The organism is Microbacterium algihabitans, from assembly GCF_032464975.1.
Classification (GTDB): domain Bacteria; phylum Actinomycetota; class Actinomycetes; order Actinomycetales; family Microbacteriaceae; genus Microbacterium; species Microbacterium algihabitans.
In genome coordinates this window covers 84,801-97,511 of record NZ_JAWDIU010000003.1, presented here as the reverse complement: position 1 = coordinate 97,511, position 12,711 = coordinate 84,801, and the positions used below count along the sequence as shown (strand labels likewise).

At 69.0% G+C, this 12,711-nt stretch carries 10 protein-coding genes; 6 read left to right on the top strand and 4 right to left on the bottom strand.

The annotated features are described in order from the left end of the window. Positions 1-4 precede the first annotated feature (4 nt). Positions 5-1,015 (bottom strand): LacI family DNA-binding transcriptional regulator, encoded by a 1,011-nt coding sequence (locus tag RWH43_RS10080; protein ID WP_144832775.1) that lies wholly within the window; start codon positions 1,013-1,015, stop codon positions 5-7. Positions 1,016-1,252: 237 nt separating this feature from the next. Here RWH43_RS10080 and RWH43_RS10075 point away from each other — a divergent pair, with 237 nt between their 5' ends. The 3 genes from RWH43_RS10075 (at position 1,253) to RWH43_RS10065 (ending at position 5,038) form a co-directional block, all read left to right on the top strand. After that, entirely contained in the window at positions 1,253-2,587 is a 1,335-nt protein-coding gene (locus tag RWH43_RS10075) for an ABC transporter substrate-binding protein (RefSeq protein ID WP_144832777.1), read from the top strand. 124 nt (positions 2,588-2,711) lie between these two features. After that, positions 2,712-4,064 carry a carbohydrate ABC transporter permease gene (locus RWH43_RS10070; protein ID WP_373459193.1) on the top strand — a complete coding sequence of 451 codons (1,353 nt, stop codon included), beginning with the start codon at positions 2,712-2,714 and terminating at the stop codon, positions 4,062-4,064. Beyond that, positions 4,061-5,038, top strand: a complete 978-nt coding sequence (locus RWH43_RS10065) for a carbohydrate ABC transporter permease (protein WP_144832779.1) — start codon at positions 4,061-4,063, stop codon at positions 5,036-5,038. Before RWH43_RS10070 ends, RWH43_RS10065 begins: the two co-directional genes overlap by 4 nt. 300 nt (positions 5,039-5,338) lie before the next feature. Here RWH43_RS10065 and RWH43_RS10060 read toward each other — a convergent pair whose 3' ends face one another. Next, positions 5,339-6,010 carry a DUF305 domain-containing protein gene (locus tag RWH43_RS10060; protein ID WP_154097365.1) on the bottom strand — a complete coding sequence of 224 codons (672 nt, stop codon included), beginning with the start codon at positions 6,008-6,010 and terminating at the stop codon, positions 5,339-5,341. Next, on the bottom strand, positions 6,010-6,717 hold the full coding sequence (locus RWH43_RS10055; protein ID WP_144832782.1) for a thioredoxin-like domain-containing protein: 708 nt from the start codon (positions 6,715-6,717) through the stop codon (positions 6,010-6,012). Before RWH43_RS10055 ends, RWH43_RS10060 begins: the two co-directional genes overlap by 1 nt. A 229-nt stretch (positions 6,718-6,946) precedes the next feature. Between RWH43_RS10055 and RWH43_RS10050 the strand changes: the two genes are divergently transcribed. The 3 genes from RWH43_RS10050 to RWH43_RS10040 all read left to right on the top strand — a co-directional run bounded on the left by RWH43_RS10050 (position 6,947) and on the right by RWH43_RS10040 (position 11,061). Then, positions 6,947-8,284, top strand: a complete 1,338-nt coding sequence (locus tag RWH43_RS10050) for a multidrug effflux MFS transporter (RefSeq protein ID WP_186325494.1) — start codon at positions 6,947-6,949, stop codon at positions 8,282-8,284. A gap of 103 nt (positions 8,285-8,387) precedes the next feature. Beyond that, entirely contained in the window at positions 8,388-9,086 is a 699-nt protein-coding gene (locus tag RWH43_RS10045) for a phosphatase PAP2 family protein (protein WP_144832784.1), read from the top strand. Between the two features lie 10 nt (positions 9,087-9,096). Next, complete coding sequence (locus RWH43_RS10040; RefSeq protein ID WP_316001397.1) at positions 9,097-11,061, top strand: helicase HerA-like domain-containing protein; 1,965 nt, start codon at positions 9,097-9,099, stop codon at positions 11,059-11,061. A 63-nt stretch (positions 11,062-11,124) separates the two neighbouring features. On the opposite strand, the gene RWH43_RS10035 is transcribed toward RWH43_RS10040, so the two are convergent. Continuing rightward, on the bottom strand, positions 11,125-12,594 hold the full coding sequence (locus RWH43_RS10035; protein WP_154097368.1) for an MFS transporter: 1,470 nt from the start codon (positions 12,592-12,594) through the stop codon (positions 11,125-11,127). Positions 12,595-12,711: the final 117 nt, after the last annotated feature.

Here is a 12,711-nt window from a genome sequence, read left to right as displayed (position 1 = left end):
TGGCTCAGGCCGGTCGCGGGGGAGCGGTGGAGGCGCGCACCACGAGACGGGTCTCGGCGGGCGTGCGCCACGGCGGCTGGCTGGTGCCCTCGATCATCGACAGCAGCAGGCGGGTGGCCTCGACGCCCTGGGCCTCGGGGAACTGCTCAACGGTGGTGAGCGAGAACATCTCGGCGTAGTCGTGACCGTCGATGCCGACCACGCTCAATTCGGTCGGTACCGAGATGCCCATCCTGCGCGCGGCGATGATGACGCCGATCGCGACCTCGTCGCACGCGGCGACCACCCCGGTGGGACGCGTCGCCGTGTCGGCGAGGAACGACACCGCCGCCGCGTACGCGTCGGTGATGGTGAGCGTCGCCGGCACGCTGCGGATGCGCACGGCCAGGCCGTGATCGTTCATGGTGTTGCGGTAGCCGATCGAGCGTTCGTCGACGTCTTTCGCGGGTGCGTCGGTCGAGGGGGTGCTGCCGACGAAGGCGATGTCGGTGTGGCCGAGCGCGATCAGGTGCTCGGTGATGTTGCGCGTGATCGCGACGTTGTCGAGGCCGAGGGTGGGGACGCCCGTCAGCGGGTTGCCGATGCTGACGACGGGTTTGCCGATGTTGGCGAGACGCTCGAGATCGGCGTCGTCGGGCTCGAGGGCCGCGGCGATGATGCCGTCGAAGCGCTTTCTCGCGAGATAGGTCGAGTACAGCGTCTCGCGGTCGTCCGACCCGGGCTCCGCGACGTACAGGGTCACGTCGTAGCCGAGGGGGATGAGGGTGCGTTCGACGCCCTCGACGATGGATCCGAAGTACCAGCGGTTGACCTTCGGCACGATCAGGGCGATGGTGCGCGTGCGCCCGGTGGCTAGGCTCACCGCGCTCGTCGAGGGCACGTAGCCGAGGGATTCCGCGGCGTCCGCGACGCGTCGGCGCGTGCTGTCGGAGACGTAGCCGCCGCCCGTGAGAGCACGGCTCGCGGTCGATTTCGACACCCCGGCGAGGCGTGCCACATCGGCGATTCCGCTCATGCGTGATCTTTCTTCCCGTGGTCGACGTCCGTGTCGACGTCGAAGTAGCGTATCCGAGATCGACCCGAACTGGAACCGGTTTCGCGTCGGATCCAGGCCGAGATCCCGCGTGTTTTCGGGAGTTATCGGTTCGTGATGTGGGACCGGTTGCAACTCTTCGGGATTGCATCTACGGTTGCCTGGAATCGGTTCCTGACAGGTTCCGATGCACCACTGAACTCAAAGAGGAGAGATCACATGGGTATGTCACAGCGGTATCGCCTGCTGGCTCCCGTCGGGCTGCTGGCGGTCGGAGCGATCGCCCTCGCAGGCTGCGCCGAAGGTGACAGCAGCGGCGGCACCGGCAGCGGCTCGGGAGGCGACACGACCGTCCGCATCTCCGGCGGCATCACCGGTACCGAGGCCGACGCGCTGAACCAGAGCTTCGAGCAGTTCACCAAGGACACCGGCATCAAGGTCGTCTACACCGGCGACAAGAGCTTCGAGGGCAACATCGTCACGAAGGTGTCCGGTGGCGACGCCCCCGACATCGCGATCGTCCCGCAGCCCGGTCTGCTCAAGACCCTCATCGGCACCGGAGACGTCCAGAAGGCGTCCGACACCGTGTCGAAGAACGTCGACGAGTACTGGGGCGAGGACTGGAAGTCTTACGGCACCCAGGACGGCGAGTTCTACGCCGCCCCGATGCTCGCCAACCTCAAGGGCTACGTCTGGTACTCGCCGGCGAAGTTCAAGGAGTGGGGCGTCGAGGTTCCCAAGACGTTCGACGAGCTCATGACCCTGACGCAGACCATCCAGCAGAAGACCGGCGCCGCCCCGTGGTGCGCCGGCTTCGCCTCCGACGCCGCGTCGGGCTGGCCGGGCACCGACTGGATCGAGGACATGGTCCTGCGCCAGTCCGGCCCCGACGTCTACGACCAGTGGGTCGCCAACGAGGTCAAGTTCACCGACCCCCAGATCAAGGAAGCCTTCGACGCGGTCGGCAACATCCTGCTCAACCCGTCGTACGTCAACGCCGGTTTCGGTGACGTCAAGAGCATCAACTCGACGGCGTTCGCCGACGTGGCCGCGAAGGTCGCCGACGGCAGCTGCCCGATGACGCACCAGGCGTCGTTCCTCTCGGCCAACTTCCTCACGGTGAAGACCGCGGCCGGCGCGACCCCGACGATCGCCCCCGACGGCGACGTCTACGCGTTCCTGCTCCCGGGCGTCAAGGAGGGCGAGCTGGCCGTCGAGGGTGGCGGCGAGTTCGTCGCGACGTTCTCCGACAACGAGGCCGTCCAGAAGGTCGCCGAGTTCATGTCGACCCCCGACTTCGCCAACGCTCGCGTGAAGCTCGGCGGCGTCATCTCCGCGAACAAGGGCGCCGACCCGTCGCTCGCCTCCAGCGAGTTCCTCACCGAGGCGATGAAGACGCTGCAGGACCCGAACACCACGCTCCGCTTCGACGCGTCCGACCTCATGCCGGCCACCGTCGGCTCGGGCTCGTTCTGGAAGGGCATGGTCAGCTGGATCGACGGCACGCCCACCGACCAGGTGCTGAGCGACATTCAGGCCGGTTACGACAACTGACCCTGGAAGATCAACCGGTGGGCCGTCCGCGACGCGGGCGGCCCACCGGGTCCATACTTCTCATCCGCCCTGTTGCTAACGGGCACTCATCGATGAGCACGAAGGCGTGTTCGGGAGGGACGTCATGACCGACATCAAGAACGCGGAGACGACGCCGGCGGCGTCGCCACCGCCGCGTGGCAGAGAGGCCCGTGCATCGCGCGGCACCGCCGCCACGAGACGGACCACGACGATCGTGGTCCTCGTGGGCCTCATCCTCGCGGTGGCGCTCTTCCTGTTCATGGTGACGCGCGCTCCCGCCGACACCAAGCCGACCACCCTCGGCTTCTCCCTCAACAGCTTCTTCATCTGGCTGGGCGGCCTGAGCCCCCTCGTGCAGATCCCGCTCGTCATCGTCGTGTTCGGCGTGGTGGTCGCCCTCCTGCTGCTGCTCATCGAGTACGCGCCGCGCGCGGGCAAGGGATACTTCTGGCTCCGCCTCATCGCGTGCTTCGCGATCCCGGTGCTGGCCTTCATGCTGCTGCGGCCCTACCAGAACGCCGTCGTCTACGTGCTCGGCATCGCTGTCATCCTGGGCGCGATCCTCTTCTACGCCGACTACCGCTCACGCCAGGGCGCCGGCTACCTGTTCCAGCTCATCCTCTTCGCCGCACCCGCGGCGATCCTCCTGCTGATCGGCCTGGTCTACCCGGCCATCACCACGTTCTTCCAGTCGTTCTTCGACAAGACGGGCGACAACTTCGTCGGCTTCGAGAACTACATCTGGACCTTCACGAACCCCGAGGGCTTCTGGTCGGTCATCAACACCCTCATCTGGGTGCTGCTGGCCCCGACCATCGCCACCGCGATCGGTCTCGCGTACGCCGTCTTCATCGACCGGGCCGCGGGCGAGAAGTACCTCAAGGTCCTCATCTTCATGCCGTTCGCGATCTCGTTCGTCGGCGCCGGAATCATCTGGAAGTTCGTCTACGACTTCCGCCAGGGCGACCAGCTCGGCGTCTTGAACGCGATCGTCACGGCCTTCGGCGGTCAGCCGATCTCGTGGCTGTCGGCGGCGCCGCTGGTGAACACCCTTCTGCTGGTCGTGGTCTTCATCTGGAGCCAGACGGGTCTGGCCATGGTGATCCTGTCCGCGGCCATCAAGGCCGTTCCGCCAGAGCAGAACGAGGCCGCCGAGCTCGACGGCGCGAGCGCCTGGGAGCGCTTCATCAACGTCACCGTCCCCGGCATCCGCTCGTCGCTCATCGTCGTGCTGACCACCATCGCGATCGGTGCGCTGAAGATCTACGACATCGTCGCCGTCATGACCGGTGGACGTAACGACTCGACCGTCCTCGCCTTCGAGATGGTCAACCAGCAGCAGCGATTCCAGAGCTACGGGCACTCCGCTGCGCTGGCCGTGGTGCTGTTCATCTTCGTGTTGCCGCTGATCATCTTCAACGTGCGCCAGATCCGGAAGCAGAGGGAAGTGCGATGACCACCTCCACCGTGGTGATCGAGCCCACCACCGACAACCGCTCGGCCCGCCAGGTCGCCCGCGACACGCGCAAGCACGAGGCGATGGCGCGCAAGCGCCTCACCTCGAAGGGCGCGACGATCGCGGCGATCGTGATCGCCTTCTTCTGGACGATCCCGACGTTCGGCCTGTTCATCACGTCGTTCCGTCCGGGTTCCGACACGCAGTCCACCGGTTGGTGGACCGTGTTCGTCGACCCGGCGTTCACGCTGGACAACTACCGGCTCGCGCTGACCTCGGGCGGAACCGCCCTGACGCTGGCGCAGTCGTTCCTGAACTCGCTGGCGATCACGATCCCGGTCGTGCTCTTCGCCCTCGCGGTCGCCTCGCTCATCGCGTACGCCTTCGCCTGGATCGACTTCAAGGGCCGCAACTTCTTCTTCATCTTCATCTTCGCGCTGCAGATCGTGCCGCTGCAGATGGCCCTCGTGCCGCTGCTGAGCCTGTTCTCGCGCGGGCTGACGATCAACGAGGTCACGATCTTCCCGGGCTTCGACCTGCGCGGGGTGGAGCACAGCTTCGCCACCGTGTGGATCGCGCACGTGATCTTCGCGATGCCGCTGGCGATCTTCCTGCTGCACAACTTCATCGCCGAGATCCCGGCCGAGGTCATCGAGGCCGCGCGCGTCGACGGGGCCGGTCACGGGCAGATCTTCTTCCGCCTGATCCTCCCGCTCGCGGCCCCCGCGCTCGCGTCGTTCGCGGTGCTGGAGTTCATCTGGGTGTGGAACGACCTGCTGGTGGCGACGATCTTCGCGCCATCGTCGTCTCTGCCGTTGACGCAATCGCTCAACTCGCTGTCGGGCACCTGGGGCGACCAGTGGTTCCTGCAGTCCGCGGGCACGTTCATCTCGATCCTCGTGCCGCTGATCGTGTTCTTCCTGCTGCAGCGCTTCTTCGTGCGCGGCCTGCTGGCCGGAGCGACGAAGGGCTGAGCCCGTCACGACCGAAGGGGCGCGGCATCCGCACGGGTGTCGCGCCCCTTCGTCGTTCCCGGCGGTCGGTGGGTGGCGAGGTGCGCCGGGTGGCGGGGTGCGCCGGCTGGCGAGGTGCGCCGGGTGGCGAGGTGCCCGGGTGGCGGGGGATATCGGCCGGGGGCGCGTGCATGAACGGCATCCGCCCGCAAAGACGCGAGGAGAGACCGTCGACGCGAGCGGATCGCGTTCACGGGTGGGGTGGGGCGGATGCCGCGGGGCGCGGGCGGTCCGGATCGCGGCGCGCGTCGCGCCGGGCGGTCAGGCGCTGCAGCCCAGGCGCGACTGGATGTCGCGCATCGCGTCGAGCTCGGCCGACTGGCCGGTGACGATCGCGCCGGCGACCTCTTTGACGCGGGGATCGCTGCCGAGCTCGATGACGGCCTGCGCCATGGGGATCGCGCCCTCGTGGTGGCGGATCATGAGCTGCAGGAACAGGCAGTCGGCGGGCTGACCTTCGGCGCTGCGGAGCTCGTCGAGCTGCGCGTCGGTCGCCATGCCCATCTCATCGAGCAGCTGCTGCTCGGTGAGCGTGGCGGTGTCGCCGTGGCTGTGCTCGCCCGACTTCTCCATCCACGTCATGAGCGGCTGCGACGACGACTGGGGGAGCCCCCATTCGACGAGCCACCCGTACATCTCGCCGCGCTGGCCCGACTGGGCGGTGGCGATGTCGTACGAGAGGCTGCGCAGCTCGTCGTCGGAGGTCTTGCGGTAGATCTCCATCGCCATGAGCACCGCCTGCGTGTGGTGCACCTGCATGTCGCGTGCGAAGCCGGCATCCGCCGACGTGTCGGAGGGATGCGCGGGCGCGGCGGTCGCGCCGAACGCGGTGAAGCGTCCGATCGCGAACGCCACGGCCACGATCGCCACGACGACCAGTGCGACGACGGCCCACCGGACGGCGGGGCGCGCGACCGGGGTGTCGTCGGTCATCAGGCCCGGCCCGGGCCGTTCACTCCACCGGAGCACGCGGCGTTCGGCTCGGGGGCGTTCTGGCTGCGCCAGAACTCCGTGAAGAATTCCGAGATGCGCGGGTCGGACGGGTCGTCGACCTTCAGCTGGTGGTTCCACGCGCTGACCGCGACGGGGGTGTCCATGCCGGGGTAGGGCGAGAGCAGGGCGTAGCTCGAGGGCATGACGGCCTTGAGGGCGTCGATGCCGGCTGCGTCGACCCGCTCGGGGTCGTAGGTGATCCAGACGGCGCCGTGCTCCATGGAGTGCACCGCGTTCTCGTTCTGCTGGGGCTCGGTGTAGACACCGCAGTTCAGCCAGATCGGGTTGTGGGGGCCACCCGCGGGCGGGGTCTGCTCGTAGGTGACGGTGCCCTGCACGTGATCGGAGCGGTTCTCGAACGTCTGCACGCCGTCGATCTCGCGGCCGGTGCTGTTGCCCGCCTGGTAGCTGGTGGGGGGAGCGGGGGCGAACGCGAACGAGGCGACGACCAGGCCGATCACCACGAGGGCCGCGGTCGAACCGACGACCCACCACACGAGCTTCCCGCGCTTCCGCTTCGCGACCTGCTTCTGGTACTCCGCGAGCTTCTCCTGGCGCTTCTGCTCGCGCTGCTGCTTCACGGTGAGGTCGATCTGCGCCTGTTTGGCCGGGTTTCCGCTGGCACGTTTGTCGGAGGAAGAGGTCATGCGCTGTGTTCGTCTCTCTGGTGGGCGGGACGCATCGGCAGCCGCCGACGGGTCCATTTTATTCGGGTGAATGAGCTGACGGCCTGGGAGGAACCCGCGAGCCCGGATGGTGGCGCAGGGGGTCTGCGCGCTAGTATGAACGAAGTCGAATCGATTCGAGGTTCGATATTCCCCCCAAACTTTCTCAGCCCGACCCGTTCGGGCTGTCCATGCTGCGAAACGAACCCCCGTGCTCGATACTGCTTCCGTTCCCGTCGTCTCCTCCGACTCCCGCTCCGCGCAGACGCACACCGGCGCCATCCGCGCGCTCGGCAAGAACCCCGCCACCGCGCCGATCGTGCTGCACCCGGGAGACGCGATCCCGTCGTCGCGCCGCCTGCTCTACATCATCGTTCTCGGTGCGCTGACGGCCCTCGGGCCCTTCACGATCGACCTGTACCTGCCGGCGTTCCCCACCCTCGAGGCCGACTTCCAGACCACCGCGGCCGCGATCCAGCTCACGCTGACCGGCACGATGATCGGCTTCGCGCTCGGTCAGCTGATCGTCGGGCCCCTCAGCGACAAGGTCGGCCGCCGCGTGCCGCTGCTGTCGGTGACCGCCCTGCACGTCGTCGCGAGCGTGTTCGCCGCTCTCGCCCCGACGCTCGAGACCCTCTCGATCGCGCGCGTGCTCATGGGTGCCGGAGCCGCTGCGGGCGGCGTCGTCGCCGCGGCGATCATCCGCGACCTGTTCGGCGGCAAGCGCCTCGTCGTGATGCTCTCGCGTATGGCGATGGTGTCGGGCGTCGCCCCGGTGCTCGCCCCGCTCGCCGGCTCCGCTCTGCTGCTGGTCATGCCGTGGCGCGGCATCTTCGTGGTGCTCGCCGTCTACGGTGCGGTCATGCTGGTCTCGGCCATCCTGTTCATCCCCGAGACGCTTCCGGCCGCCCGTCGTGGGGGCCCCGGCTCGACCACCGTGTGGCAGCGCTACGGCAGCGTCTTCCGCGACCGCGTCTTCATCGGCGTGCTCGTCATCGGCGCGATGACCTTCTCGGGCCTGTTCTCGTACCTGTCGGCGTCGTCGTTCCTGTTCCAGGTGTCGTACGGCTTCAACGCCCAGCAGTACGGCGTGCTGTTCGCGGCCAACTCGATCGGCGTCGTCGTGGGCGTGCAGATCGCCTCGCGTCTGGCGGCGCGCTTCGGGCCGCAGTGGGTGCTGGCCGTCTCGACGGCGGTGCTCGTGGTCGCCGGTGGGGCTATCGTGCTGACCGACCAGCTCGGGCTCGGACTCTGGGGCACGATCATCCCGCTGTTCTTCTTCATGACCGCGTGCGGGTTCACCTTCCCCTGCGCCCAGGTGCTGGCCCTCGATCGTCACGGCAAGGCCGCCGGCACGGCGCAGTCGATCATCGGTGCGGCGAACTTCGGCATCGCCGGCGTCATCTCGCCGCTGGTCGGACTGCTGTCGGTCGGCTCGGGCATCACCGCCACGACCATGGCCTCGGTCATGCTGGGCTGCGCGGTCATCGGCGTGCTCTCGCTGTGGCTGCTGGTGCGCCCGCGCACCGTCGAGCGTCTCGCGCCGTGACCCTCGCACCCGTGGGAGCGCACACAGTAGCAGAACGGCCCCTGCACGCCCCGCGCTGACGGGGGCCATTCCCTCGGTGGCGCCGACCCGGCATCATGAGGCGATGGATGCCACAGCGACTCAGGACGTGCTCGACACGCGCCCGCAGCGCTTCCGCGCCACCGTCGGCATCGTGCTCGTCGCTCTGGCGTGCGGTCTGGGCGCGTGGGTGTTCTTCCGCGGCCCCAGCCCCTTCGCGATCGACACGTGGTGGAACCAGCTCTTCGCCTCGGCTCCGTCGCAGCCGGTGTACGTCTTCGCGATCTTCATGGACACCGTCGGCGGCCACCTCACCGCGGTGCTGATCGTGCCGGTGCTGGGCGCGGCCGCGCTGTTCTTCTCGCGACGACGATGGTCGGCGCTGTACTTCTTGAGCGCCTCGGTCGGCAGTGCGCTGCTCGTGCAGGCGCTCAAGCACACGTTCGGGCGCGCGCGCCCGGAAGACATCCTCATCCTCAGCGACTTCGGCTCGTTCCCCTCGGGGCACGCGGCCAACGCCGCGACGATCGCCGTGGTGGCGGCGGTGCTCTTCCCGAAGGTCTGGGTGCGCATCGTCGGCGTCGCGTGGGTCGTGCTCATGGCGTTCAGCCGCACGTACCTGCACGCGCACTGGCTCTCCGACACCGTGGGCGGCGCCCTGGTCGGCGCCGGGGCCGCGCTGATCCTGGCCGCGGCGTTCTCCCGCCTGCGTGCCCGCGACGAGGACCGACTGGCCATCAGACGCGCGCGCAAGGCGGATGCCGAGGCCGCGACCTCGTCGTAGGCTGACGCGCATGAGCGAGCCCGGTGCCGTGCCCTCCGATCCGACCTCAGCCGATGCCGAGCTGGCGCGTCTTCGCGCCGAGGCGGAGGCCGCCGAAGCAGAAGTGAGGCTCGCGCGGGCGCGGGCGGAACTCGCCGCGGCCGAAGCCGCCGCCGCACGGGCCCGATCCGCGTCGGGGACGCCGTCGCCGGATGCCGCGACCCCGGCCGCCGAACAGACGCCGGCGCCCGGCGGTGAGGTCGAGTCCGCGACCCCCGCAGCCCCCGCCGCTCCCGCAACCCCCGCCGCTCCCGCAACCCCCGCCGCTCCCGCACACCCCGCGGCATCCGGAACCCCCGCCCCCGACGCGCCTCTCACCGAAGCGCAGGTCGCGGGCATCGCCGCCGGGTACGCCGGAACCGGCGCAGCGCTCGATCTCGGCGTGCTCGTGAACGGGGGACCGGTGCCCGCCGTGCCCGTGCGCATTCCGCTGGCCATGACGAACCGCCACGGCCTCGTCGCCGGCGCCACCGGCACGGGCAAGACGCGCACCCTGCAGCTGCTCGCCGAACAGCTCTCGGAGAACGGCGTTCCGGTGTTCGCCGCCGACATCAAGGGTGACCTGTCGGGCCTGGCCGCCGCGGGGACGCCCAGCGAGAAGCTCTCCGCGCGCACCGCCGCCCTGGGCCAGAACTGGTCGGCGCGGGCGTTCCCCGTGGAGTTCTTCGCGCTCGGTGACGATGTGGGTTCGGGCATCCCCGTGCGCGCCACGGTGTCGGGCTTCGGTCCGCTGCTGCTCAGCCGCGTGCTCGGACTCAACGCGACGCAGGAGTCGAGCCTGGGGCTCGTGTTCCACTACGCCGATCAGAAGGGGCTCGCCCTCGTCGACCTGTCCGACCTGCGGGCGGTGCTCACCTTCCTCACCGGAGACGAGGGCAAGGCCGAGCTGAAGGGCATCGGCGGCTTGTCGGCGGCGACCGCGGGCGTGATCCTGCGCGAGCTCGTCGCGTTCTCGGCCGCCGGGGCCGAGACCTTCTTCGGCGAGCCCGAGCTCGACGTCTCGATCTTCCTGCGCACCGACGCCTCGGGCGCGGGCATCGTGAGCCTGCTCGAGGTGCCGAACGTCGCCGCCCGCCCCGAGCTGTACTCGACGTTCCTCATGTACCTGTTGGCGGAGCTCTACGAGGTGCTGCCCGAGGTGGGCGATGTCGACAAACCGAAGCTCGTGTTCTTCTTCGACGAGGCGCACCTGCTGTTCCGTGACGCGTCGAAGGCGTTCCTCGAGGCGATCACGCAGACCGTGCGGCTCATCCGCTCGAAGGGCGTGGGCGTCTTCTTCGTCACGCAGACCCCGAAGGACGTGCCGGGAGACGTGCTCGCCCAGCTCGGCTCGCGGGTGCAGCACGCGCTACGCGCCTTCACCCCCGACGACGCCACCGCGCTGCGCGCCTCCGTGCGCACCTACCCCGACTCGGGCTACGACCTCGAGCGGGTGCTGCAGGAGCTCGGCACGGGTGAGGCCATCATCACGGTGATGAGCGAGCGGGGGGCACCCACCCCTGTCGCGTGGACGCGCATCTTCGCGCCCCGCGCCTCGATGTCGCCGATCGCCGCCGAGACGATGGCCGCGACCGTGACGGCATCCGCCCTCTTCTCGACCTACGGCACGCCCATCGACCGCGAGTCGGCGCGCGAGATCCTCGGTGCGCGCATGCAGGCGGCGACCGAGGCGCGCGAAGCGGACGAGCGGGCGAAGAAGGAGGCCGCCGACGCCGCCGAATACGCCAAGCAGAAGGCCGCGATCGACAAAGCCAACGCCGAGGCGCAGAAGAAGGCCCAGCGGGAGTACGACCGCATCCTGAAGTCGACGGCCGCTCCGCGCAGCCGCACGAGCACACCCGCCTCGGGGCTCGACGGCCTGCTGGGTCGCGGGGCCACGAAGAGCATCGTGAACGGCGTCATCCGCGGCCTGTTCGGCAACAGCCGACGGCGCTGACCCCGAGAACGTGGAAGGGGGCGGATGCCGAGGTGTTCGGCATCCGCCCCCTTCACGTCACCGCTACGAGCGGCGGATCGCCAGCGGCATGGTCGAGGTGTCGAGGAAGGGGTCTTCGTCCTGCCCCTCGACGAGGGCCTCGGCCTCGGCCGGCGTTTCGACCGTGGGCAGCGACCCGAGGAGCGGACGCTTGGCGGTCTCGCTCATCGCCAGGAGCGCGACGAGTCCGAGCGCGGCGAAGAACATGATGTAGAACGCCGGCATCAGGGTGTTGCCGGTGAGGTCGATCAGCGCCTGACTGAACAACGGGGTCGTGCCGCCGAAGAGCGAGACGGCGATGTTGTAAGCCACGGCCATCGCTCCGAAGCGCGAGGCCGTGGGGAAGAGCGCCGGAAGAGCGGATGCCGAGATCGCGACGTAGAACGCCACCGGCACGGCCGCGAGGCACAGCGCGATCATGACGGCCCACAGCTCGCCGATCTGCATGATGAGGAACGCCGGCACCAGCAGCACCAGGGCCGAGCCCGCGGCGATCGCATACACGGGCTTGCGGCCGATGCGGTCGCTCAACCGCCCGATGAGGGGGAGCGCGGCCGACATCACCAGCAGCACGGGAACCGTCGCCACCGCCGCCGTGATGTTCGAGACGCCGACCTCCTTCTCGAGGTAGGTCGGCATGTAGCTCGTGAGGGCGTAGCCGGCGGTATTGGTCGCTGCCACGAGAGCGATGCCGATCAGCAGCGCCTTCCAGTGGTGGCGGACGATGCCGACGAGGCCCTGCCGGGCCATCGGGTCGCTCGCGTCGATCTCGGTCGATCCGCCCTGCTCGAAGGCGGGCGTCTCGGGGATGCGCAGGCGGAAGTAGATCGCCACGATGCCGAGCGGGATGGCGAGCAGGAACGGGATGCGCCAGCCGTAGTCGATCATCGCGTTCTCGCCCGAGATCGACGTGGTGATCGCGGTGGTGATCGCGACGGCCGAGGCGCCCGCGGCGAAGCCGACGTACGAACCGACGTCGAGCCATGACGACCAGAAGCCGCGGCGCTTGTCGGGGGAGAACTCCGACACGTAGGTCGTGGCTCCGGCGTACTCGCCGCCGGTGGAGAAGCCCTGGATCATCTTCAGCAGGTAGAGCGGGATGATCGCCCAGAGCCCGATCTGGGCGGAGGTGGGCAGGAGGCCGATCAGCGCGGTCGCCGAGGCCATCATGGCCATCGTCAGGAACAGCACCTTCTGCCGGCCGATGCGATCGCCGAGGGGGCCGAGCACGAACCCGCCGAACGGGCGGACCAGGAACGAGATCGCGAAACCGAGGAGGGTGACCAGCAGGCCCCACGGGGCGGGGACGTCGGAGGCGAAGACCGCGGTCAGCGTCACGGCGAGGTAGCCGTAGATGCCGAAGTCGAACCACTCCATGAAGTTGCCGACGACGGTGCCGCCGATGGCGGTGCGGACGCGCTTGGTGTCGACGACGATGACGTCGTCGACCTCGAGCCGGGGGGCTCCGGATGCCGAGGGGGATTTCTCGTTCATCCTTCTACCGTTACCCCCATCGCGCTCGCGTTTCCAGTCCAGGCGTTGCGCCCGGCGGTTTGCTAGTCCACGGATCCGCAGACTTCTCCGCCGGAGGTCAAGCCCCCGGCGATGTCG

Bases quoted from the DNA above. Each gene is read 5' to 3' on its own strand.
- RWH43_RS10040 (WP_316001397.1), top strand. From the start codon at position 9,097: ATGAGCGAGCCCGGTGCCGTGCCCTCCGATCCGACCTCAGCCGATGCC.
- RWH43_RS10035 (WP_154097368.1), bottom strand. From the start codon at position 12,594: ATGAACGAGAAATCCCCCTCGGCATCCGGAGCCCCCCGGCTCGAGGTC.
- RWH43_RS10045 (WP_144832784.1), top strand. From the start codon at position 8,388: ATGGATGCCACAGCGACTCAGGACGTGCTCGACACGCGCCCGCAGCGC.
- RWH43_RS10075 (WP_144832777.1), top strand. From the start codon at position 1,253: ATGGGTATGTCACAGCGGTATCGCCTGCTGGCTCCCGTCGGGCTGCTG.
- RWH43_RS10060 (WP_154097365.1), bottom strand. From the start codon at position 6,010: ATGACCGACGACACCCCGGTCGCGCGCCCCGCCGTCCGGTGGGCCGTC.
- RWH43_RS10065 (WP_144832779.1), top strand. From the start codon at position 4,061: ATGACCACCTCCACCGTGGTGATCGAGCCCACCACCGACAACCGCTCG.
- RWH43_RS10055 (WP_144832782.1), bottom strand. From the start codon at position 6,717: ATGACCTCTTCCTCCGACAAACGTGCCAGCGGAAACCCGGCCAAACAG.
- RWH43_RS10070 (WP_373459193.1), top strand. From the start codon at position 2,712: ATGACCGACATCAAGAACGCGGAGACGACGCCGGCGGCGTCGCCACCG.
- RWH43_RS10080 (WP_144832775.1), bottom strand. From the start codon at position 1,015: ATGAGCGGAATCGCCGATGTGGCACGCCTCGCCGGGGTGTCGAAATCG.